We start from the raw sequence: 21,229 nt of genomic DNA, 5'->3' as shown, positions 1-21,229 counted from the left end.
GTAGGTGTCTGGACCGTGTCTCAGTTCCAGTGAGGCTGGTCGTCCTCTCAGACCAGCTACCCGTCTTAGCCTTGGTGAGCCGTTACCTCACCAACTAGCTGATAGGCCGCGGGCTCATCGTGAAGCGTCAGGCCTTGCGGTCCCCAACTTTGATCATCAGAGGATGTCCCCCGAGGATCACATTCGGTATTAGCTCGCCTTTCAGCGAGTTATCCCCAACTTCACGGCAGATTACCCACGTGTTACGCACCCTTGCGCCACTCCGACTTCAGAATATTGCTACCCTGAAATCAGCGTTCGACTTGCATGTCTTATCCACGCCGCCAGCGTTCGTTCTGAGCCAGAATCAAACTCTCCGTTAAAAACGTTAGTTGATTCTTGTCAGGCTGATTAAGCCCAACAACTATTAATCTATTAAAACTCTCGAAAAACACTCACTAACTGAATGTTCTTCAAGGGGCTCCAACTTATCGCACAATTCAATTTTCAATGAGCAGCGGGCGTCTCCGCCCAAAAGCCGTCTCAATTTAAAGAGACAAAAAAACCGAGTGCCGAATTTACTGTTTAACTCGGCATCCCAGCTTTGTTAATGACGCAGCCAAATTATTTTCGACTGCGCGCGCTGTCAACACTTGGTTTAGTTGTCAGTCGCTTTTTTGAGTCGTTCAAAAGAACGCGATCAAAAGTATCAAAGTTCGGTAACAGTGCAATAGTTTTCTTTGTCTTTTTGTAATTATTTTTTAGGGCACAAAGACGCACGGCATCTTCACCTAAGAACGGGATGCTTAGGACGGTGATCGGTGAGAGCAATTCCTGCAGCGTATTCTGGTTGCTGTGAACCGCGACATCCCGCCCCCTACAGCCCATCAAGATAACAGTAATGCTCTTAATTCCAACAGCTTGCAATGCCTTCACGGTCAAGAGCGTGTGATTAATCATCCCCAACTTGTTTCGTGCGGCGACCACGACCTGACAGCGCAAAAAGGCGATCACATCCAAGACCGAGTAACCTTCTCCCAACGGCACCAATACGCCACCTGCCCCCTCGATTATGAGCCGATCACATTTTGATTCCAGCCTTCGAATTCGATCCAGAACGTCGCTCAATCTGACCGCTCTTCGACGCTTTCTCGCCGCGACCAAAGGAGCAATCGGTTCAGCGAAGTAAAAAGGATTTATCTCATCCATCGGCAACTCGTGGTTCTGCACTGAACTCAAGAACACAACATCATCCCGTCCACCGGAACAAAAGGGTTTCATTCCCAGCGCGTGACAACCTGAGTGACGGCAGTGGTGCAGGAGCAACCCGGCGAGTAATGTTTTGCCAGCACCCGTGTCCGTTCCGGTGACAAAAATTATTTTGGACGAACCGTGAAATCGTTTGCGAGGCGGTTCTGATTTCATGCGTGGACCAGCGAGCTTGCTTTTGGCAGAAACTTACTTGCAATACATGTACAACACTTGAACATCACGAGGGTTATTCCGGCGCAACAACGCAATGTATTGCCGCTTGTATTGATCTATTTCTGCGTCCACCTGCACTTCGAAGGTCGAGCTGCGCACGTTGAAATAGCGGGCCAGTTGTCCGACAATCTGCCGATTGAGTCCCGGCACGTTGATCAACTCTCCCGGGCTGCGAAATGGAATGTCGTCTTCCGTGCCGTCCACACCGTCCGGCCCGGCGCGCGTGGTGATGATTCCCTGCGCGGTATTTTCGTCGATGCCCGGGATCATTTGTAGCGCGGTCGCTGAAGCCGTATTGATATTGAGCCGACCATCCGAAACTGTGTTGAAAAGGTCGGCGAATCCGATTGGATAAGACGGTGGCGCGCCTGGAGCGAGTCCACCCGGCAAGCGAGGCTGATAAACAGTCGGCGGGTAATTCGTCGAACCTGCGCCCCAGTACATTTCCGGCGTGACGCCATGGATCAGCAACAGTTCCGACAAATCATCAATCGGTCCGTTCTTTGCCGCATAAGGTCGCGCGAGCGCTAAATAGTCATTGCTCTCCCAGCCACTCAGATGCGTGTCATCATCGGGATCCCGCCAGTCGAGAATCGAGTCAATGATGGTTGATGAATCTGCCGCATCGACGCCAATCAAAATGAGCGCCTGTCGCAACAACATTTCATCCGCCGCATTGATGTTGAACTTGCGCTCCTGATCAACGATCTTCAGCGAAAACCTCCCGTTCCCAAGCTCATTATTCTCCAGGGAAATATCGGCCAGGATACTGTTCGTGTCGCCGAAACCGCCCGGGCCACCCGCCCATTTTTGGTTCAATGAGTCGTAAGGCTCAGAAGGAATCGCCATTTGTTGGGCGAGTATGTAGCGGGCCAACTCCACTCCCGAGCGCCCAAGCCATTCCAGTTCTGCTTCATTCTGCGCATTGCGCGCCAGCTTGGTTTCCACTTTCATGGAATAAGCAAAACCACCTGCCAGCATTGCCAGAACAAAAATCGTGACCATGACGATGATCAATGCGATTCCCTGTTGCGGAGGTCCTTTTACGATCTTCATTTTGAAGGCAGCCGCCCAGGCGCACGACTCCCCGGATTGCCAACAGGTGGATTCGTCATTCCAGGTTGTCCCGCGGCTGGACCCGGCCCGGCCATCTGCCAAGCCGGTTGCACGGCCACAGCGGGCAGGGCCACGGTGCGAGTGACCTCGTCCAGCGGTTTAGACGAGTATCGACCAGCCTGCCCCAGACCGAGGGATATTCGCACCAGTTTTGGCAGTTGATTCGTTTGTGTCCACTCATCCACCCAGTCATTGACGCGCGGCGAGGCATCAAAGAATTCCAGCTTGAACAGACTCACATTTCGCGCCAGCACCAGCGGATTTTCCTCCTCATCGACATTCGGTTCCATCAGCACCGGTTCCTGTCGCAAAACAAGTTGATTCACCGAATCCCTTCCCGCTTCGACCGAAAACGTCACCCGCCGCACCACCAAACCGCCGTATCGTCCAGCGCGGGGAAATGAATCAGGCAACCGCGCCACAAAACTCAGCGTCGCAAAATCCCCACTGGTATCGGCAATGAAAGCGTAATACCGGCTGTTCGCCACAAACAACCGAACCGACAAGAGCGAGTCCTCCAATGCCCGCAGAGCGATACGCTCCCGCTGCACCGCCGCCGCCGCCGCCAGACCGGCTTTGGAAGAGCGTAGAATCGCCAGCCACGTGGAATAAATGGCCATGATCACCATCGACAAAATCGCCATTGCGACTAGGATTTCCACAAGTGTGAACGCCCGCCATGTGTTCCGGCTGCAAATTTTCATCGCCGCAACCCTCCACCAATGCCGCCAACTGTTGACTCCGGCCGGAACAACAAAATATTCATCGGCGACTCCACGTAACGTCCGCCGGTGTGATGGATGATGACGAACTTCACCTCGAACAAACCGTTCGTTCCCACCTCGGTGATCTCTTGCGTCCATTTGTAATCCGGATACAAGTCGCCGAAGTCGCCCGAGTCCGTTCCTTCCGTCAATTTATTAGTGAGCGAAAGTTCGGCGGCGAGCATCCCCGCATCCACAGTCGTTTGCTGCAAGGCACGTGCATTGCGCAATCCATTCGACACCAACGCCAGGATGGAAAACACCGCCATGAAGAATAACCCCATCGCGATCATCACCTCCAACAACGTGAAAGCAATCGCGCTTCGATGTGACGGCGCGTCAGGCTGCTCGCCCGCTTGCCGGCAAGTCATCTCACCGTTCAGCCTGTTCATCGCAGCGCCTCCACATCAGCCAAGCCCGTCGTGGCTTCCAACGTGATCTTGCGGATCTCACCTTTTTCGGACTGCAACACCAGCGTGAATTCATCACAAGTGCCATTGGGGAAGAAACGCACGCGTGCTTCCGACGCCTGCATTTGATCCATTAGGTTGACGTCCAGCATGGCGATCCCGATGTCCTTTCCCAGTCGTGCGCTAAAAGCTGCAGAACTTGCGGCAGATGAATTCGTAACAGCAACCGCCACGCCGCTCGCAGGCTGGACATTGATCTGCCCGTCCTCCGCCCGGATCACCACTTCCATCGTGCCTCCTTGCAAAATCGCGCGCGCCCGCGCGTTGCTGCACGCCTCCACCACGTCACTCGCTCCCTGACGCAGTGGTTCCAGCTTCAGTGAACGATAGATGGCCGGCATGCCCATCGTCATCACAATCGCAAGGATGGCCACCACCAGCATGATTTCAATCAACGTAAAACCTTGCCGGCCCTGCCTGCCGCTCGTCGTGCTTCCTCGCTGAAACTGGTTCCTGGAATTTGAAGATTTCATCGCGCGGGGCCGCCGCTGATGCCTGAAATCAACTTGAATAACGGCAACAAGACGCTCAAGAGGAGAAAGCCGACCACCAGCGCCATGGCGATGATCAACACCGGCTCAATCAAGTTCGTCATCACCCGCAACTGGATGCTCAACTCGTTTTCGTAAGTGTCCGCCACGTTTTCAAGCGCGCCGGGCACATCTCCCGTCTCCTCGCCGATTTTCAGCAGGTCGATCATCAACTGCGGAAAAATTTTGCTGTGGGCCAGCGGTTGGGCGATTGTTTTTCCGTCTGTCACGCCTTCCCGTGTTCGCGCGATTGCGTCTTTGATGATCAAATTAGGAATGATCTGTTCCGTGATTTTCAGCGCCGTCAACACCGGCACCCCGTTTTGAAGCAAGGTCGAAAGCGTCCGCGCAAACTGCCCAAACAAATTTAACTTGAACACCTTGCCAACCACCGGCGCGCTCATCTTCCAACTGTCGATTTTTCGCTTGCCTTCCTCGGTGGCTTGAAAGCGCTTGAACAACATCACGCACACCAACGCCACTGCGAACAACACCCACCAGAAACGCGTGAAGTAATGCGTGAACGCCATCAACATCCGCGTCGGTAATGGCAACGCCAGGTTGAAACCACTGAACATTTCCATGAATCGCGGCATCATGAAAAACATGAAGAAGCCGATGATCACCACGCCCACGCAGCACACCAGCGCCGGATAAATCATCGCCGCGGTAAATTTTGCCTGCACCTCGGCGAATTGCTGAAAGTGGTCCGCCAACCGGCGCAACACATCCACCAGCGCTCCGCTCTGTTCGCCCGCCCGCACCATGTTGATATACATTTCGGAAAAAATCCCCGGCTGTTGCGCCATCGCATCCGACAAACTTCTCCCCTCCATCACCTCCTGCTTGAGTTGTTTGGTCACGTCGCCCGAGATTCCCTTCGACTCCAGGTGCATCATGCTGTTCAGCGCCACCGTCAGCGGCATGCCGGACTTGAGCAGGTTGGCCAGTTGTTGCGTGAACGTCGCGAGCTCCTGAAGTTTGGGTTTGCGCTTGCGCTGCAAAATTTCACGCAACGCCGGCGGCAAGGCGGCTGCCCAATCCCGTTTGGGAACCGCCGCCCGTTCAATCGTCGCCCCCACGCCGCCCTTCGCCGCTTCGACCGCGACGGGAAAAAGCCCGAGCCGCTCAATTTGCAACAGCGCCGCCGAACGGTCGGCAACATCCAGCACACCCTCGACCGCTTCGCCGGTGCGCCGTCGCGCCTTGTAAGAAAATTGTGGCATAATCCAAACTCTTAATTGAAAACCAGCGCCCGTGTAAAGTTTCACGTTTGCTTCGTTCTCGATGGCTGCGTGACCGAGCGGGCTGCTGCAACTCGACGACAATCGCCGGGCGCTCGCGTTCAAATTCGCTCTCAACCTGCCACTTTGATCCGGCGTTGTCGAGAACGACATTGGCGTGAGGTGCGACTGGATGTCACGATCAAGCTTCAGTTCTTACTCTCAATCTTGATCGTAATCTTAATCTCCCTGTCCGGATCAAAGCGTCGCGCCTTACAGAAAGGTTTTGGCGTAAGATGAAGATTATGATTAAGACCGAAACAAACCTGCCCGCCACTTGCAGTCACACCTGCGGTTTCAGCCGGCTTGCCTTGCGTTGTCCAATTTGCTAAGAGTCTTGCAACTCCATGGACAGGTCAGGCGACAGTTTATTTGCGACTCAAGATCCCAGCGTCGCGGAAGGACGGGCGGGCGCTTTTTCCGCCACGCACTGGAGCGTGGTGTTGGCGGTAGGACAAACCGATCTCGCCCGCGCCACGGCAGCACTTGAGCGGCTCTGCCGTACTTACTGGTATCCCATTTACGCTTTCATCCGGCGGCGCGGCTCTGATCAACACGAAGCCGAGGATTTGACCCAGGCTTTCTTTGAATTCCTGCTCGAAAAGGAAACGCTCAAGAAAGTGGATCGGCGCAAAGGGAAGTTTCGCACTTTCCTGTTGGCCGCATTGACGAATTTTCTCACCAACGAATGGGACAAGCGCCAGACTTTGAAACGCGGCGGCCAGCGTCAGATTATTTCCCTGGACGAAGCGGCGGCGGAAGGACTTTATCTCCGCGAGCCGGTCGAGTCGCTGACGCCGGAGAAGCTCTTCGAGCGCCGCTGGGCCTTGGCCGTCGTAGAACAAGTGCTCTCCCGGTTGCGGCAGGAATACAACACCGGCGGGAAAGCTGAACTCATTGTGCAACTCGAGCCGGCACTCACGGGTGAAGTGGCGCCCGGCGCGTTTGCCGAGTGGGCGGCGGAACTGGGCATGAGCGAAGGCGCCGTCAAGGTGGCGTTGCACAGGTTGCGACGGCGCTTTGGCGAGGTGCTGCGCAGCGAAATCGCTCATACCGTTTCCAGCCCTGAGGAAATAGACCATGAAATCCGACAACTGTTCGCGGCGATTGCGAACTAGAAACTCTGTAACTTCTCCGCGGCTTTGCTTTTGAAAGAAGATACGGGAACCGCAGATGAACGCAGATGAACGCAGATAAGAGCCGACGGGCGCGAATTTGCTGCATTGTTGCAATCCATTCTGCGTCTATCTGCGTCCATCCGCGGTTAAATGAATTTTGCGATGCCTGAATCACGAACATGCTCCCGCTGCGGCGCGGAGTTGCCATCCGACGCGCCCGGCGGCCATTGCCTTCAATGCCTGCTTCAACTCGGCCTGGCGGCGCAAGAAAAGACCGCCCAGTTCGGAGTCCCGCCTTCAGGCGGTCAGTCAGAGGAACCTGCTAAAGCCGGAACTCCAAGCGCCGTCACCACCCCACTTCTCGCCGAAAAACCCGGCGACCGCATCGGCCACTACAAACTCCTCCAACAAATCGGCGAAGGCGGTTGCGGCATCGTGTACATGGCCGAGCAGGAGGAACCGGTTCGCCGCCGGGTCGCCCTCAAGATCATCAAGCTGGGCATGGACACCCGGAACGTCATTGCTCGCTTTGAAGCCGAGCGGCAGGCACTGGCGATTATGGATCATCCGAACATCGCCAAAGTCCTCGATGCAGGTTCAACTGAGCGCCCCCTCACCCGTCCTTCGGACACCCTCTCCCCCGCTGGGGGAGAGGGGCGGGGTGAGGGGGCCGTCCACTCTCAACTCTCAACTCCCAACTCTCAACTTTCCGCTGGTCGCCCGTACTTCGTCATGGAACTGGTGCGCGGCGTCAAGATCACCAGCTACTGCGACCAGCAAAAACTCTCCACGCGCCAGCGCCTCGACCTGTTCATTCCCGTTTGCCAGGCGATCCAGCACGCGCATCAGAAGGGCATCATCCACCGCGACCTCAAGCCCTCGAACATTCTCGTCACCGAACAGGATGGCGCGCCGATGCCCAAGGTCATTGACTTCGGCATCGCCAAGGCCACCACCGACCAGCGGCTCACGGACAAAACCCTCTTCACCGCCTTCGAGCAATTCCTCGGCACGCCCGCTTACATGAGCCCGGAACAAGCCGGCCTGGGCGGTCTGGACATTGACACCCGGAGCGACATTTACAGTCTGGGCGTCCTGCTCTACGAACTGCTCACCGGCCACCCGCCCTTTGATTTGGAAGGACTTCGCCGTTCCGCCCTCGACGAAATCCTCCGCGTCATCCGCGAAAATGAACCGCCGCGTCCGTCCACGCGCTTGACGACCCTGACGGAACAGGAACTGACCACCGTGGCGCAACGCCGCCAGATCGAATCTGCCAAACTGCCCAACCTCCTGCGCGGCGATCTGGACTGGATCGTGATGAAGGCGCTGGAGAAAGACCGCGCGCGCCGTTACGAATCGGCCAACGGTCTGGCGATGGACATCCAACGCCATCTGGCCAACGAGCCGGTCGTGGCCCGACCCCCGAGCGCGGCCTACCGTTTCCAGAAACTGGTTCGCCGGAACAAAATCGCCGTCGCGGCCACGAGCGCCGTGGCTGCCGCATTGATTATTGGCCTGGGCGTCTCCACCTGGATGTTCCTCAAAGAAAAGGCCGACCGTCAACGCGCCCTCGCCTCCGAGCAAAGGGCCGAGACGGTATCCCAATTCCTCAAGGACATGCTCAAGGGAGTTGGCCCGTCGGTGGCATTGGGCCGCGACACGAAGATGTTGCAGGAGATTCTGGACAAAACCGCGGAGCGGGTGGGCAAGGACCTCGTCAGCCAGCCCGAGGTCGAGGCGGAACTGCTGAGTACCATTGGGACCGCCTACTTCGACTCGGGCGATTATCCAAAGGCTAAAGCGATGTACGAACAGGCCTTGAAGCTAAGTGAAACGCTTTTTGGGGGCACGAATGCATCGGTGGCCGCGTCACTCCATGGCCTCGGGCGTGTACTACACGAGCAACATGAGCTGGCCGAGGCTGAAACCGTCAAGGGCAGAGCGCTGGCGATCCGAAGGGCAGTCTTCACTAATGACCATCCAGACGTAGCCGAGTCACTCATCAGTCTCAGCGACACGCTCCAGTTTGGAGGCAGGGTCGTGGAGGCCGAGAAACCGGCCCGGGAAGGTTTGGAGATGTGGCGGCGGTTGCGCGGCAGGGCGACTCCAGATCGGGATGTGGCAACTGCGCTCAACGCCCTGGGCACCGTGCTCTCGAAGTTGGACAAGTTGGCTGAGGCCGAATCGGTGCAGCGCGAGGCGCTAGCCATGTGGAGGCAGCTCGGCGAGAAGGAAAGTCCGGCTTTGGCCACCGCACTGATAAGACTTACCGGGGTGCTCGACGTGGAAGGCAAATGGGTTGAGGCGGAAGAGTTGCACACTCAGGCGCTGGCGATGAGGCGAAAGGTGTTGGGGGATAACCATCCTTTAGTAGCTAGCTCGTTCGCCAGCTTGGCCAAGATGTTCCTTCATCATGGCAAGCCTCAGGAAGCAGAGCAAATGGTTCGCGACGACTTGGCGAACCGCAGGAGATCACCCCCCGACGAACGGATGGCCGCCTCTCTCGATTTGCTGCGACTCATACTCCGGTTGGAGGGCAAGCCAGCCGATGCCGAGGCGGCTCTTCGAGAAGCGTTGGGGATTCGCGCTGGCGCCGCGGGGGCCGGGAACGCTGTTGCGATCAATGACCTGGCTTGGGATCTGGCAACGAGTGAGGATCCAAGTTTGCGCGACGGACAGCGTGCGGTGGCCTTCGCGGAAAAAGCGGTGGCAGCGACAGACCGCAAGGACCCAAGATTGCTCGACACCTTAGCTGCCGCTTACGCAGAGTTCGGCGACTTTTCCAAGGCCGTCAGTGCCCAGCAGGAGGCGATTGCGTTGTTACTGAGTGAGAAGGAAAAAGCAGATTACCTCGCGCGCGTGAAGCTTTACCAAGCCAACGTGCCTTACCGGGAGTCTCGCACCGACCCGTATGCCAGCGAGCTTGCGTCATTCACCACGGGTTTGCTTCAAAGGGAGAAGTTCGTGGAGGCAGAAAGACCGGCCCGTGAGTGCCTGGCTATCCGGGAGAAGACGCAGCCAGACAGTTGGTTGACCTTTAATGCTCGGAGCTTGCTGGGGGGCACCCTGCTGGGACAGAAAAAATACGCAGAGGCTGAGCTTTTTTTGGTCTCCGGCTACGCAGGGATGAAGCAGCGCGAAGACAAGATTCCCGCCATCGGCAAGCCGCGTCTCAAGGAAACGCTTCAGCGTTTGGTCCAACTCTACGAAGCCACGGGCCAGTCAGACAAAGTCACCGAATGGAAGCAGAAACTGACTGAGTTGCAAAAAACCGAAAAGTAGGGCGGGCGTCCCGCCGGTCTCTGAATTCCCTCACAAATGCGACCCGCCACCTGGCAACCGCACGCGCAAAATATTCATCCGCTTCGCCACCGGCAAGGCCAGGCGGCGTCGAATCAAGTCCAACAACGCGCGGTCGCTCTCCTTGCGCAAAGCCGCCAAGGCGACTTCACGCTTGCTATGGTGACTGACCTTTCTCACGCAACGTTTTCTCCAAAATTTCCAAAGGTAGGGCGCGTCACTCCGTGCGCGCCGAACTGTTCCATTATGAAAACGGCGCGCAGAGGACTGACGCGCCCTACCCGTTGAAATTCTCGTCCGCGACGAACCGGAGCATCAGACAGGTTGCTTCCGGCGCGCCAGCAGGCGCTCGCGAGTGCCGTTCGGGTTATGCTGTGCCTCTACTTCCTTTTGAATCGCCGCGCGTGAAACCCCGCGTCGCTCCAGATACGCATCCACCTCGGTTTCGTGTGCCAGGTAGTAACCGATGGCCTGATAAACCTCGCCAAGGGACAGCGCATCGTAATTGCGAGTAATCTCTTCCGGCGTATCGCCGCGTTGGAATGCCGCCACGATCGTGTCCAGCGTCACGCGCGTGCTGCCGACGCGAATCACTTGCTGCTCGTCCACGCGCAGCGGCGGTGCCTCTGGCGTGATGGCCGGCCTAAGAGTTGAGATATTGCTTTCGCTCACGCCAATATCTTGTGCCCTGGGATGCCTGTTGACAAGGAAGGAAAGGATGCCGGAACGGGCGCACAGCGCCGCTCTAACCTTCGGGGCAAGTCTCTGTGCTTGACGTCTGGCATTCGGATTTCGGATTTCGGATTTCGGATTTCGGATTTGCCAGGTTTCAACTACTTACGCAAATGCTTGGCGCACCCTTGACGGGAGCAAAAGCTGACGTCTGCCGTGTCTTTTCCACCGCTCCAGCACTCCACCACTCCATTTTTCCGTCGATTTCCTGTAACTCTCCCCGGCCAATCCTTTTGAAAGGGGTATGCAGTCAAACCAACAAATCCAAACAAAACCATGAAAACACACTTATACACGCGGCTGGTCCTCCCGTCGGCGTTCAAACAGTTCGTCGCAGCAGGCCGTGTCCTGCTGCTCATTTCCACGATGGCTGTCAGCTTCAGTGGGCTGGCGCAGGTTACGGTTACCCCATGCGGCTTTCAAACCCTGGAGTCCTTCGAATTTGGAGACCAATCCGGTCAAAATCCTGTTGGCCTGATGCAGGCGTCTGATGGCGCGTTCTACGGGGTTACGGAATTAGGCGGCAGCAGCGGCCTCGGCACGGTGTTCAAGCTGACCCCGGACGGAACCGGCGGCTACACTTATAGAGTGATCCACGATTTCAGCAGCTCTGACGGTGGTAATGCGAATAACGCCATTGTGCAGGGAAGCGACGGTGCGCTCTACGGGACAACGCACTCCAGTGGCGGCTCGGTGTTCAAGCTGACCCCGGACGGGACTGGCAGCTATTCTTACACAACGCTCCACACTTTCAGCGGACCTGACGGGGCGTATCCCTCAAGAGTGCTTCAGGGGACTGACGGCGCGTTCTACGGGATGACTTACAGTGGCGGCGACACCGGTGATGGCACAGTGTTCAAGGTGAACTCGGACGGGAGCGGCTTCACGGTGCTCCACAACTTCAGTGGCTCGGACGGATCTGGTCCGGGTGCCATCACTGGCTTGGCGCAGGGAAGTGACGGCGCGATCTACGGGACGACCGAAAATGGCGGCATTCCCGACGATTTAGGCACTCCCAGCGGTTTTGGCACAGTGTTCAAGATGAACCCTGACGGGACTGGCTACACAGTGCTCTGGAATTTCGGTTTGACCGAAGGTGATGGCGTAGTTCCCATAGGCGCGGTGCTGGGGACCGACGGCGCGCTTTACGGCGTCACCGGGTGGGGTGGCAGCTATGGCGGAGGCACTGTATTCAAACTTAGCAAGGACGGAACGGGCGCCTATGTCAACCAAGTGCTACACAGCTTCAACGGTATTGATGGACAAACTCCGGTCTCCGAAATTCTGGGACCCGACGGCGCGCTTTACGGCACGACGGACGCTGGCGGCAGCAGTGGTGCCGGCACAGTGTTCAAGATGAACTCGGACGGGAGCGGATTCATGCTGCTTCACAACTTCAGTGGCCCTGACGGGGCCCGTCCAGCCAGTATCCCAGTGCTGGGGACCGACGGGGCGATCTACGGGACGACCTACGGGGCGATCTACGGTGGCGCCAGCTTCGGCAACGGGACTGTTTTCCGTTTGGGTCCTCCGGACACGACCCAGCCCGTGATCACCTGCCCGGCAAACATAACTTTGGGATGCAGCATTAATTTGCTGACGCCGGTGAGCTTCTCGGCCACGGCGCATGACAATTGTGACCCCAACCCAACCCTAAGTTATTCCCCGGCTTCCGGTGCCGGCTTCCCGGTCTGCACCACGACGGTGACCTGCACGGCTACCGACAGCAGCGGCAATCAATCACGTTGCAGCTTCACGGTTACGCGCGCGGCGCTGAACTTCACCGGCTTCCTGAGCCCCATCGGCGGAGCGGATGCCACGGGCGGCAGTTTTGCCAATCCCGTCCGCACCTTTAAGCTCAACAGCACCATCCCGGTCAAATTCACCTCGGCCTGTGGCGGCGCACCGGTCGTTTCCGGCATCCACCGTCTGCAGGTGATCAAGTATTCGAACCAGACGACGGCCAGCGACCCGATTGATGCGACGCCGACAGACGCGGCCACCACCGGGGATCAGTTTCGCCTGACCAGCGGGCAGTGGCAGTTCAACCTGGACACCAAGGGCACGGGCATGAGCACTGGCATCTGGCTGCTGCGCGCCACGTTGTCGGATGGCAGCCAACACAGCGCGTGGATTCAGATTAAGTAAAATAAAACGAATCCGGTCGGAAATCGCCGAAGGGTGAACCCCGTTCTAAACAACAACAAACAAAAAACCAAAACAAGCGCATCGCGCCTGAACCGAAAGAAACAACATGAAAAACCTAAGCGCAAAAATCACCCTCGGACTGCTGACGCTCGTAGTCGCCAGCCTGTGGCAAACCTCCGCGTTGGCGGGCGACGGTGGGAAGAATCCAGCCATCCGCCCACCTGGAGAAGAAACATTCGACAAGACCTACGCCCAATGGTCCGAAGCCTGGTGGCAATGGTGCTTCTCGCTCCACACGGCCAATCATCCGCTGTTCGACACGGGTGATTGCAGCGTGGGGCAAAGCGGCAAGGTGTGGTTTCTCGGCGGCAGTTTCGCCTCCAGCGATCCGGTCGTCCGCAATTGTACCATTCCCAAAGGCACGTATCTGTTCTTCCCGATCATAAACTTTTGGGCGGACAATACCGGGTGTCCCAATACGAGCTATTCGATTGCGGAACTTTGGAGTTTTGCCAACGGGGCGATGGACAGCGCCACCGATATGAGTTGCACGATTGATGGCATCGCGGTCAAGGGGCTGGCCAATGCGCTCAAGTCGCCCTACCGCGTGCAAACCCCGTCGCCGAACGGATTCAGCTACACGCTCCCTTCCACGGACAACATTCTGACGGCCTTCGGACTGGATTGCTACAGTAACACGACCGGCACTCCGATCACCGTCAGTCCCGTGGTCGGCGACGGCTACTACCTGATGCTGGCGCCGCTCCCGGTCGGCCACCACACGATCCACTTCCACGGCGCGGTCGGCTCGTTCGTCCTGGATGTGACTTACCACCTCACGGTGCTTCGCGATCACCACCACGCCGGTGATGACGACCACCACGGCGACGACAAATAAAGCTCGCGACGCCAGACCTCATCGCGAATAACAGCGCCTGCCGACCTCGCGTCGGCAGGCGGCGGTTGCTTTCTCCGCTTCGATGGTGTCCCAGATCTCACCTACCGCTTGCAGCGCGCCCCCAGCTTGACCGGCCCGTGGTCCGCCCTCGTCATGAACACGGCGCCCGCCTCCGGCCTCATCGAATATCACGAAACCTCCCCGCCGCCCGGCGCCGCCTTCTACCGCACGGCGCAACAGTGAGGAAGGTTGAGAGTTGAGAGTTGATGGTTGACGGCCGCACTGACGCCGGCGCGTTGACTTAACCAAGGTTGCAAACCGTAACGGGAGTTTGTATCTTGGCGGCATGAAACTCGCAGAAATTGAACAGGAGGCGCTGGCTCTGACGGAGCTTGAACGCGCCAAGTTGGCCACGAAGCTACTCGACACGTTGCCGCCCCCGGGAACGGACGTCTCTGATGAAGAGGTCGAGAGGCGGGAACAGGAATTGGAAGCAGGGCAGGTAGCCGCGATTTCGCATGAGGAGTTCGTTCGTCGTGTCCAACAGGAACGCGGCCGATGAAGGTGGTTTACCACCCGGCTGTTCAGCGAGACGTCTCAAGAATTCTGCGCCACTACGACGGCATCAACGACCGCCTGGGCGACGAGTTCTGGGAGGAGTTGAACTCGTTCATCAACCAAGCTGCTGCCAATCCACAACGGTTCCATTTCGAGACGCGAAATCGGCGACGGGTCAACTTAAGGCGCTTCCCTTATCATTTCCTCTTCCGGGAAATCCCCGGCGGCATCCGCATCACCGTCGTACGCCATGATAAGCAGCATCCTGATCGTGGACTCGAACGACGCTAATGGTACAATCCAACGCCTTGCTGCGCGTCTCGCGCGCTGATGTCACAATTGACTGGCCAGAGACGCACTCGGATTATTCAAACTTCCGCGCCGATAGCCCTGCAAATCCAGCGTCACATGCGCATAGCCGATTTTCTTCAGCGCCTCGGCCACGCGCGTGAACGATTCGTTCGCCAACAATTTCGGGATCTCCTGCGGACCCACTTCAATCCGCGCCAAGTGCAGAAGAATTTCGGATTTCGGATTTCGGATTTCGGATTTCAACTCATGATGCCTCACCCGCACATCGTAAAACCCCAAATCCTTCAACACATTTTCCGCCACTTCCACCATCCTCAGCTTCTCCGGCGTCACCGCTTCGCCGTGCGGAATGCGTGAACTGAGGCAGGCCATCTGCGGCTTGTCCGCCGTCGGCAGGCAAAGCTGCGCCGACAGCTCGCGAATCTCGGCTTTGGTCAAACCAACTTCTTTGAGCGGCGCGCACACTTGAAATTCCTTCGCGGCCTGCGCGCCGGGACGAAAGTCGCCGACATCACTTGCGTTTTCTCCGTAAGCAATCACCGCGAAACCTTCCTGCCGCGCCAGTGGTTCCAGCTCGGTGAATAATTCGTGTTTGCAAAAGTAACAACGGTTGTTCGGGTTGGCGAGGTAATCGGGGTTCTCGAATTCCTGCGTGTGCACCACGCGCACCGGAATCTCAAATTGTTCCGCGATGGCCAGCGCTTCCTCCAATTCGCGCCGCGGCAGACTCGGCGAATCCGCAATGGCCGCCAGCGAACGATTGCCCAAAACCTCGCGAGTCACGTAAGCCAGGAAGACGGAATCGACGCCACCGGAGTAAGCGACAAGGCACGAGCCGTAAGAGCGGAGCAGAGCGCGCAGTTGTTCCAGTTTTTCCATTGCCCTTCCAAAATGCCATCAACCGCAAAACTTGTCGAGCAGGATGACGATGCACCCGCTCCGGGTTCGCCGGTTTCATCGGGAGGAAATTCCTGGGCGTCGGCGAGGTTCTTAGTGCTTGACGCAAACTGCGATTGTGATTGCATAGCGCAAATGAAAACAAAAAATTTTGCGCTATTGGCCGTCTGCGGGCTGGCGTTCCTGATTGCTGGCTGCGTCAACACTGTGGACGGACGGAGGAATCCCGGTGTGCCGTTTGTTAAAGACAAAATTGAAGGCAGTTATGAGAGGCCCTTGGCCCAAGTCTTTGCCGCTGCCAAAGAAGTGCTCGCTTTCAACGGCGTGCTGACGGGGGAGAACACGATCAACAATTCACTCGAAGCCAAGGTGAACACCCGCACGGTCTGGGTGCGCGTCGATAAGATCGATGAAAAAGTGACCCACGTCATCGTTCAGGCCCGGGCGAAAGGCGGCGCTGCGGATATTGATCTCGCCCACGAAATGGAGAAACAGATCGCGTTGAAGTTGCGTTAACTGCGCTGCTTCAACCCAATGTTTTGTTCGTAAGAGCCAAGCGTGACCGCCTGGCTTTTTTCGTTTGCCTTAAGTTCCAGCTTTAAAGTGTCCAGCCGCCGTTGCGCCTTTTCCGCCGCCGCCAGACCGGGGTATTGTTCGATGATCCTCTGCAAAGTTTGCTGTGCTCCAGCCAGATCGCTGGCGTGCTTGATCTGCAAATCAGCGAGCAGATTCAACCAATGCACGACTTGTCTGGCCGGCTGGTTGGGTTGCTGAATCAACTGTTCCAGTTGATCGGCGGCGAGGTCGAGGCGCTGATAATGATCGGCGTAAATCGACGCCAGCTTTTCCCGCGCCTCACTGTCCAGCGGATGTTCCGTCAAATGCTTCACGTAGTTCGCAGCCTGTGTTCCCGGATCCATTTCAGCGGGTTTCAAGTGTCTGGAATTCTCCAACAACCCGACGTTCTCGACACCTTTGCGAACCGCGAATCTTTGCCGGTCATGGCGGCCCAGGAGCATCCGGTCGTCACCGGGATGCGCAATGCGCTGCGCTGCCTTCAACGCCATTTCCGTGTGGGGAAATAACACGGTGATTTTTTCCAAGGCCAGCCGCGCCGCCTCACGGTCCTGGGCCAGTTTCAAATGCAGGTCCGCGAGCTGGTTCAACGCGGCGGCAATCTGCAAGGGCGGATGGTCTGGCTCGTTGCACCAGCGTTGAATGGTCATTTCCGCGCCGGGCAGATCGTTGAGATTCTCGGCCTGTAATTCCGCCAGCAACAGCGTGCCTTCGTAATCATCCGGGAACTTGTCCAGTTGCTTGCGGACTTCGGCCAGCGCCTCGGCATAGTTGCCCTTCATTCGCTGGGCGCGGGCGATGGAATAAAATGGGCGCGGTTCAGGTTCTTCGTCGCCGCCATCAATCGCGCTGGTGAGCGGCTTGACCAACGCTGAGGCAAGATTCGGCGTCCACATGAAGGACAGGATAATTGCGCAAAAGACGATGACGAACGGTCCCACAACCGAAAAGAGTTTAACCGACAACAAGGCGAGCACCACCAGTGGAATGGTGACGATCCACTTGACGATCAAGACGCCCGGCTCATCTTTGCTGCGTTTCAACCAGCGAAACAAAATCCATCCCGTCACCGCCAGAACAACCAGCAGGATCAGCGTTCCACGAATGATTTCGTAGGTCTGGCTCATGGTCAGGCTTCAGCTTGAAGCTCGGTTAATTCCCGACTCACTGCAAGAAATCATTCGCCGATGTTGGCGAACTTAAACTTCAGCTCCTGCCGTTGGCTTTTAAGCCGGATCGGCGAGCGACGAATCAATCGTTCGTTTCGCCCGATTTGACGAGCCGTGTGATATGGTCGGGATGACGCGCACGACTCAGCGCCGTGTCGTAGCTGATCTGACACCGGCAATAAAGGTCATGCAGACAATTATCCATCAGCACCATTCCTTCCTTGCCGCCGGTTTGAATGGTATTCTCCAATTGGTGGAGGTTGCTCTCGCGAATCAAGTTTCGCACGGCGGCGTTCGCGAGCAAAAGTTCGTACGCCAGCACACGCCGGGAACGGTCGGCTGAAGACAACAAATCCTGAGCAATCACACCTTGCAGCGCGTTGGCCAGTTGCAAAACAATCTGCTTCTGGGCGCTGCCTTCAAAAACACCGATGATGCGTTCCAAGGCATGTGACACATTGGGTGAATGCATCGTGGCCATCACGAGATGCCCCGTCTCCGCCGCCGTCAACGCCGTGGAAATGGCTTCGTGGTCCCGCATCTCCCCGACGACAATTACGTCCGGATCCTGTCGCAGAACGTGGATCAGCGCGCGATTGAAGGAATGCGTGTCCGTGAGCACTTCCTGCTGGACGATGATCGCCCGTCGGTTCTCGTGCACGAACTCGATGGGGTCCTCGATTGTGATGATTTTACAGCGGCGCTCGCGATTGATCAGATCGACGAGATAATTCAGTGTGGTGGTTTTTCCTGCCCCAGTTGGGCCGGTGATCAAGACCAAGCCGTTGGGCTTGCGCGCCAAATCATCGATCTTGGCGGGCAGACCCAGTTCCTCGCGAGAGGCAATACGGTCGCCGCAAAAGCGCAGGCTCATTTCCGGACGCCCGTTGCGCTTGTAAAAGGTCACCCGGACCCGGCCCGCGGCGCTGTGCAGCAGGGAAACGCACAGTTCCCAATCCCGCTCGAACTTCTCCTGTTGCACGGCACTCAACAGGCTTGCGACCATCTCCGTGATTTCGCCGGGATGAAGCACATCTTCGTCAGCCAGGATGATTTCTCCGTTTACCCGGAACGCGGGAGGCACGCCGGCAATGAGGTGAAGGTCGGAAGCGCAATTTTCACTGGCAGCAGCCAACAAGCACTCCAATTTTGATTTGCTCATTGGGAAAAGAGTTGACGCCCCTGCCGGCGCAGCTTCGACCACAAGCCAATTTTTGAAAGTCGCACCAACGCCTCATTCACTTCCAGCGAATTGTGATTCAATTGCCGCGCTTGTTCAAAAGAATTTCTGGCGGGATCGACCAGTCCCAGGGCCATTTGACATTGTCCCACTTGCAGCCAGATGGCACCCTGACCCGAATCCAGCGTCAAGGCCTGCTGGGCAAATTTGAAGGCCAGGGAAAATTTTTGATAGAAGAAATAAATCCGCGAAGTCAGCCAGGCATAAAACCAATTGTCGGGCGACAGGAGATGTGCCTTCTCGAAACAATAGGTCGCGCGCTTCTCCTCGCGCGCCAACAGGACATCCCCGCGCGCCAGCCAGATGTAGGGCGTGTCGCCGCGCTCTTCGATGGACGCGTCGGAAAAAGCCAAAGCAGCTTGAAGGTCGCCGCTGCGGCCGAGCGCTACGGCTTTGGCGGCGAGCAGTTCAGGCTCGACAGGAAAACGTTCCAGCGCCTTATCAGCCCAGAGTTTGGCTTCCCGAAATTCACCGAGTTCGATCAACATCCGAACTTGACCGGTCCAGGCGGCAGCGTTCTGCGGATTGTGTTCGAGCACCTTGGCGAATAAACGCAGGGCTTGTTCAAATTGACCGTTCTCAAACGCCGCCTGCCCTTGTGAGAAATAATAAGCCTCGTCCTTGACGACCTCGCTGGCGTCAGAGCGGTCCTCAAACTGGTCATCAAACTCAAGATTGACGAATCGACTCATGGCACGAATTGTCGCCGCCAAAACCAATGACGGAAAGGTTTACCGATAATCTGTTCGTTCGAGATTAAGGCTGAATCCAGCACAGCTTCGGAAACGCTCTCTTCTGCAACATTACGTTGCGTTACGGTATCCAAACTCGGCCAGATAAACCACTGTTTTCCCGGCACAACCATTTCACCTTTAGCCGGCATGTGAGCCAACCGCGTAAACGTCTTCCCGTTCACTTCAAAGTGAGTGGGGCCAAAGCGGACCTGGTCGCCTGAGATGCCGAGCACCGGATCAAGCCCATAACCATCGCGAATTTTAACACCGTGACCGCTGCCCCCGGTAAAATGGTAAGCCACCCAGTCACCTCGCTTGATTGATTTGCTTCCAAGCATCGTGCTGGCTACCACCACCCGGTCACGCATTTGCAAAGGCATGGCCAAATATTTCTCCATCAAGTCGAGGGCCGGAATGTAAATCAACCGACTTACGACAAACAAAATCGCCAGAGAAATCACGAGCCGACGAACCACGTTCAGTTCCGACAGCCAATGGTTCGAAAGAAAAATGATGCTGCTGACATGCAGTGAGATCATCAACCCAAAGACAACATTGGCGATTGGGTAACCGAGCCAGATGAGGAAGATTAACATCGTGAGGACGTAAAAACCCATGGCGACTTGACCCAAAATCTTCCGTCCGGACGCCCAAAAGGAAAACCCGGGCAACGCCAGACCCACAAAGAAAACGGGCCATCTGATTCCCGGCGGAGGGTGCAACTGTTCCAGGTGCAACCGACGACGCACGGCATCCCCCAGATAAAACACGGGACTGTACCACCGGGCACGAGGAGGATAGTAACATGACGGGAAGTTGCTCATATCTTCTTCTGGCCGTGACGCCGCCCTGGGCCAGATGGCTAATGTCGTTGATCCACTCGATATTGCACCTGCTCCTCCGGTTCGTAAAATTCGCTGGTCGCACGTTGCGACTCAACTGACCCAATGATCTGCTCGAACATTTTGACGGCATCGAGGCAGCCTTTCCCCTTGTAGCCATGAATGTTCAACTCCACTTTGCCATCCGGCCCGATGGTTATTTCATATTCTCTTTGCGGCATAGATGCCTGAGCGCTGTTCGCTGCATTTAGTTCTGCCAGTGACGAATTCTAAGATGGATCGCCTGATTCGCATCGGTTTCCTCGACGACGACATGAAATTGCCGCGCCACCATTTCATCCATCAAACGCTGATAAACATATTTTTGCACAACTCTCTGACTTAATTCCTCCCCCATCGCTTTCAACGCTTCCGCGCTGTGCCCCTCGCCGGTGACACACAACGCCGCCTTGCCTCGGGCATCGCGGGAAAAAGTCACGGTCACTCCATCACGGGAAACAGAAATGTGTTGGTCTCTTCCGAGTTGCCCGGTTACCAGTTCGCTCTGGTCAATTTCCAGATCCACGCGATTCGTGGATTTTTGTTGCTGGCCGCATCGAGCCATTTGGGCGGCCGTTTCTTCCGCCACCACGTAGCCCATGGAAGCCGCCGCCGCCACGACCGCCGCGCTAAACGCAGGCCAGGCAGCGATCACGACTGGAGCTAAAATGCATACTGCGCTCATGATTGTTCCTTTCGATCTTTCAACAGTTTTGACCGGGCTACGCGCAATTCGTCACGCGACAAGGGTGGATATTTGTCACGCTCCCGCTGACGCTGTCGCGCGCTGCGAAACGCCAGAAAAGCCCATACAACGGACAACAACCCGACTAACGGCAGCGCCGGCAGGACATAGCCTTGAAGTTCAGAATCCATGACCGCCTTTAAGAAAATGGCTGCCAGAATCAGCAAGCCGAGGCCCCCCAACAGACACGACAAGAAGAGCGCCCCGTAGCGCCGGTCCTTAGAAGGATCGTACAATTTGCTCCACGGCGAATCCATATTGGCTGCAGTATTGAATCGCGCGACTCAACAA

Annotated in this window: 23 protein-coding genes and 1 rRNA gene; 7 read left to right on the top strand and 17 right to left on the bottom strand. The window is 56.8% G+C overall.

What is annotated here, in order from left to right:
• From HY298_01270 to HY298_01240, 7 genes are all read right to left on the bottom strand, one after another.
• Positions 1–362, bottom strand: a 16S ribosomal RNA gene (locus HY298_01270); the annotation flags it as partial.
• A 241-nt stretch (positions 363–603) separates the two neighbouring features.
• Positions 604–1,404, bottom strand: coding sequence for a dethiobiotin synthase (bioD, locus tag HY298_01265; protein MBI3848910.1), 801 nt, complete (start codon positions 1,402–1,404; stop codon positions 604–606).
• A 33-nt stretch (positions 1,405–1,437) separates the two neighbouring features.
• Complete coding sequence (locus HY298_01260) at positions 1,438–2,520, bottom strand: general secretion pathway protein GspK (GenBank protein MBI3848909.1); 1,083 nt, start codon at positions 2,518–2,520, stop codon at positions 1,438–1,440.
• On the bottom strand, positions 2,517–3,224 hold the full coding sequence (locus tag HY298_01255; GenBank protein MBI3848908.1) for a hypothetical protein: 708 nt from the start codon (positions 3,222–3,224) through the stop codon (positions 2,517–2,519). Before HY298_01255 ends, HY298_01260 begins: the two co-directional genes overlap by 4 nt.
• A gap of 56 nt (positions 3,225–3,280) precedes the next feature.
• Positions 3,281–3,736, bottom strand: a complete 456-nt coding sequence (locus HY298_01250; GenBank protein MBI3848907.1) for a hypothetical protein — start codon at positions 3,734–3,736, stop codon at positions 3,281–3,283.
• The gene (locus HY298_01245; GenBank protein MBI3848906.1) at positions 3,733–4,209 is read right to left on the bottom strand and encodes a type II secretion system protein; all 477 of its coding nucleotides are present in this window, start codon (positions 4,207–4,209) and stop codon (positions 3,733–3,735) included. The genes HY298_01250 and HY298_01245 overlap by 4 nt, the downstream gene beginning before the upstream one ends.
• A gap of 74 nt (positions 4,210–4,283) precedes the next feature.
• Positions 4,284–5,570: a type II secretion system F family protein gene (locus tag HY298_01240; GenBank protein MBI3848905.1), complete on the bottom strand. Its 1,287-nt coding sequence runs from the start codon at positions 5,568–5,570 to the stop codon at positions 4,284–4,286.
• Positions 5,571–5,974: 404 nt separating this feature from the next.
• On the opposite strand from HY298_01240, the gene HY298_01235 reads away from it, so the two are divergent.
• Together HY298_01235 and HY298_01230 are read left to right on the top strand one after the other, a co-directional pair.
• Positions 5,975–6,745, top strand: a complete 771-nt coding sequence (locus tag HY298_01235) for a sigma-70 family RNA polymerase sigma factor (GenBank protein ID MBI3848904.1) — start codon at positions 5,975–5,977, stop codon at positions 6,743–6,745.
• A 162-nt stretch (positions 6,746–6,907) separates the two neighbouring features.
• Positions 6,908–10,030 (top strand): tetratricopeptide repeat protein, encoded by a 3,123-nt coding sequence (locus HY298_01230; GenBank protein MBI3848903.1) that lies wholly within the window; start codon positions 6,908–6,910, stop codon positions 10,028–10,030.
• A gap of 30 nt (positions 10,031–10,060) precedes the next feature.
• Here HY298_01230 and HY298_01225 read toward each other — a convergent pair whose 3' ends face one another.
• Together HY298_01225 and HY298_01220 are read right to left on the bottom strand one after the other, a co-directional pair.
• The gene (locus tag HY298_01225) at positions 10,061–10,228 is read right to left on the bottom strand and encodes a hypothetical protein (protein ID MBI3848902.1); all 168 of its coding nucleotides are present in this window, start codon (positions 10,226–10,228) and stop codon (positions 10,061–10,063) included.
• A gap of 135 nt (positions 10,229–10,363) precedes the next feature.
• On the bottom strand, positions 10,364–10,684 hold the full coding sequence (locus tag HY298_01220; GenBank protein MBI3848901.1) for a DUF433 domain-containing protein: 321 nt from the start codon (positions 10,682–10,684) through the stop codon (positions 10,364–10,366).
• 372 nt (positions 10,685–11,056) lie between these two features.
• On the opposite strand from HY298_01220, the gene HY298_01215 reads away from it, so the two are divergent.
• The 4 genes from HY298_01215 (at position 11,057) to HY298_01200 (ending at position 14,675) form a co-directional block, all read left to right on the top strand.
• Positions 11,057–12,928 (top strand): HYR domain-containing protein, encoded by a 1,872-nt coding sequence (locus HY298_01215; GenBank protein MBI3848900.1) that lies wholly within the window; start codon positions 11,057–11,059, stop codon positions 12,926–12,928.
• 106 nt (positions 12,929–13,034) lie between these two features.
• Entirely contained in the window at positions 13,035–13,826 is a 792-nt protein-coding gene (locus HY298_01210; protein ID MBI3848899.1) for a hypothetical protein, read from the top strand.
• Between the two features lie 346 nt (positions 13,827–14,172).
• Positions 14,173–14,388 carry an addiction module protein gene (locus HY298_01205; GenBank protein ID MBI3848898.1) on the top strand — a complete coding sequence of 72 codons (216 nt, stop codon included), beginning with the start codon at positions 14,173–14,175 and terminating at the stop codon, positions 14,386–14,388.
• Entirely contained in the window at positions 14,385–14,675 is a 291-nt protein-coding gene (locus tag HY298_01200; GenBank protein MBI3848897.1) for a type II toxin-antitoxin system RelE/ParE family toxin, read from the top strand. The genes HY298_01205 and HY298_01200 overlap by 4 nt, the downstream gene beginning before the upstream one ends.
• 42 nt (positions 14,676–14,717) lie before the next feature.
• Here HY298_01200 and larE read toward each other — a convergent pair whose 3' ends face one another.
• Positions 14,718–15,575 carry an ATP-dependent sacrificial sulfur transferase LarE gene (larE, locus tag HY298_01195; GenBank protein ID MBI3848896.1) on the bottom strand — a complete coding sequence of 286 codons (858 nt, stop codon included), beginning with the start codon at positions 15,573–15,575 and terminating at the stop codon, positions 14,718–14,720.
• Positions 15,576–15,728: 153 nt separating this feature from the next.
• Between larE and HY298_01190 the strand changes: the two genes are divergently transcribed.
• Positions 15,729–16,109, top strand: coding sequence for a DUF3568 family protein (locus HY298_01190; GenBank protein ID MBI3848895.1), 381 nt, complete (start codon positions 15,729–15,731; stop codon positions 16,107–16,109).
• On the opposite strand, the gene HY298_01185 is transcribed toward HY298_01190, so the two are convergent.
• The 7 genes from HY298_01185 to HY298_01155 all read right to left on the bottom strand — a co-directional run bounded on the left by HY298_01185 (position 16,106) and on the right by HY298_01155 (position 21,195).
• Positions 16,106–17,296, bottom strand: coding sequence for a tetratricopeptide repeat protein (locus HY298_01185; protein MBI3848894.1), 1,191 nt, complete (start codon positions 17,294–17,296; stop codon positions 16,106–16,108). The genes HY298_01190 and HY298_01185 overlap by 4 nt on opposite strands.
• A gap of 124 nt (positions 17,297–17,420) precedes the next feature.
• The gene (locus HY298_01180; protein MBI3848893.1) at positions 17,421–18,500 is read right to left on the bottom strand and encodes a PilT/PilU family type 4a pilus ATPase; all 1,080 of its coding nucleotides are present in this window, start codon (positions 18,498–18,500) and stop codon (positions 17,421–17,423) included.
• On the bottom strand, positions 18,497–19,270 hold the full coding sequence (locus HY298_01175) for a tetratricopeptide repeat protein (protein ID MBI3848892.1): 774 nt from the start codon (positions 19,268–19,270) through the stop codon (positions 18,497–18,499). Before HY298_01175 ends, HY298_01180 begins: the two co-directional genes overlap by 4 nt.
• Positions 19,267–19,908 carry a hypothetical protein gene (locus HY298_01170; protein MBI3848891.1) on the bottom strand — a complete coding sequence of 214 codons (642 nt, stop codon included), beginning with the start codon at positions 19,906–19,908 and terminating at the stop codon, positions 19,267–19,269. Before HY298_01170 ends, HY298_01175 begins: the two co-directional genes overlap by 4 nt.
• A 266-nt stretch (positions 19,909–20,174) precedes the next feature.
• A complete protein-coding gene (locus HY298_01165; GenBank protein MBI3848890.1) occupies positions 20,175–20,375 on the bottom strand; it encodes a DUF2997 domain-containing protein in 201 nt (66 codons plus the stop codon).
• A 26-nt stretch (positions 20,376–20,401) separates the two neighbouring features.
• Positions 20,402–20,878, bottom strand: a complete 477-nt coding sequence (locus tag HY298_01160) for a hypothetical protein (GenBank protein MBI3848889.1) — start codon at positions 20,876–20,878, stop codon at positions 20,402–20,404.
• A complete protein-coding gene (locus tag HY298_01155; protein MBI3848888.1) occupies positions 20,875–21,195 on the bottom strand; it encodes a hypothetical protein in 321 nt (106 codons plus the stop codon). Before HY298_01155 ends, HY298_01160 begins: the two co-directional genes overlap by 4 nt.
• Positions 21,196–21,229 lie beyond the last annotated feature (34 nt).

Source organism: Verrucomicrobiota bacterium (assembly GCA_016200005.1).
Taxonomy (GTDB): Bacteria; Verrucomicrobiota; Verrucomicrobiia; order Limisphaerales; family PALSA-1396; genus PALSA-1396.
This window is presented reverse-complemented; position numbering and strand designations above follow the sequence as displayed.

What these genes read in the sequence shown, in the direction of transcription:
- HY298_01155 (MBI3848888.1), bottom strand. Translation starts at nt 21,195, where the DNA reads ATGGATTCGCCGTGGAGCAAATTGTACGATCCTTCTAAGGACCGGCGC.
- HY298_01240 (MBI3848905.1), bottom strand. Translation starts at nt 5,570, where the DNA reads ATGCCACAATTTTCTTACAAGGCGCGACGGCGCACCGGCGAAGCGGTC.
- HY298_01160 (MBI3848889.1), bottom strand. Translation starts at nt 20,878, where the DNA reads ATGAGCGCAGTATGCATTTTAGCTCCAGTCGTGATCGCTGCCTGGCCT.
- HY298_01205 (MBI3848898.1), top strand. Translation starts at nt 14,173, where the DNA reads ATGAAACTCGCAGAAATTGAACAGGAGGCGCTGGCTCTGACGGAGCTT.
- HY298_01185 (MBI3848894.1), bottom strand. Translation starts at nt 17,296, where the DNA reads ATGAGCCAGACCTACGAAATCATTCGTGGAACGCTGATCCTGCTGGTT.
- larE (MBI3848896.1), bottom strand. Translation starts at nt 15,575, where the DNA reads ATGGAAAAACTGGAACAACTGCGCGCTCTGCTCCGCTCTTACGGCTCG.
- HY298_01200 (MBI3848897.1), top strand. Translation starts at nt 14,385, where the DNA reads ATGAAGGTGGTTTACCACCCGGCTGTTCAGCGAGACGTCTCAAGAATT.
- HY298_01215 (MBI3848900.1), top strand. Translation starts at nt 11,057, where the DNA reads ATGAAAACACACTTATACACGCGGCTGGTCCTCCCGTCGGCGTTCAAA.
- HY298_01210 (MBI3848899.1), top strand. Translation starts at nt 13,035, where the DNA reads ATGAAAAACCTAAGCGCAAAAATCACCCTCGGACTGCTGACGCTCGTA.
- HY298_01250 (MBI3848907.1), bottom strand. Translation starts at nt 3,736, where the DNA reads ATGAACAGGCTGAACGGTGAGATGACTTGCCGGCAAGCGGGCGAGCAG.
- HY298_01175 (MBI3848892.1), bottom strand. Translation starts at nt 19,270, where the DNA reads ATGAGTCGATTCGTCAATCTTGAGTTTGATGACCAGTTTGAGGACCGC.
- HY298_01170 (MBI3848891.1), bottom strand. Translation starts at nt 19,908, where the DNA reads ATGTTAATCTTCCTCATCTGGCTCGGTTACCCAATCGCCAATGTTGTC.
- HY298_01190 (MBI3848895.1), top strand. Translation starts at nt 15,729, where the DNA reads ATGAAAACAAAAAATTTTGCGCTATTGGCCGTCTGCGGGCTGGCGTTC.
- HY298_01230 (MBI3848903.1), top strand. Translation starts at nt 6,908, where the DNA reads ATGCCTGAATCACGAACATGCTCCCGCTGCGGCGCGGAGTTGCCATCC.
- bioD (MBI3848910.1), bottom strand. Translation starts at nt 1,404, where the DNA reads ATGAAATCAGAACCGCCTCGCAAACGATTTCACGGTTCGTCCAAAATA.
- HY298_01180 (MBI3848893.1), bottom strand. Translation starts at nt 18,500, where the DNA reads ATGAGCAAATCAAAATTGGAGTGCTTGTTGGCTGCTGCCAGTGAAAAT.
- HY298_01260 (MBI3848909.1), bottom strand. Translation starts at nt 2,520, where the DNA reads ATGAAGATCGTAAAAGGACCTCCGCAACAGGGAATCGCATTGATCATC.
- HY298_01165 (MBI3848890.1), bottom strand. Translation starts at nt 20,375, where the DNA reads ATGCCGCAAAGAGAATATGAAATAACCATCGGGCCGGATGGCAAAGTG.
- HY298_01235 (MBI3848904.1), top strand. Translation starts at nt 5,975, where the DNA reads ATGGACAGGTCAGGCGACAGTTTATTTGCGACTCAAGATCCCAGCGTC.
- HY298_01255 (MBI3848908.1), bottom strand. Translation starts at nt 3,224, where the DNA reads ATGGCGATTTTGTCGATGGTGATCATGGCCATTTATTCCACGTGGCTG.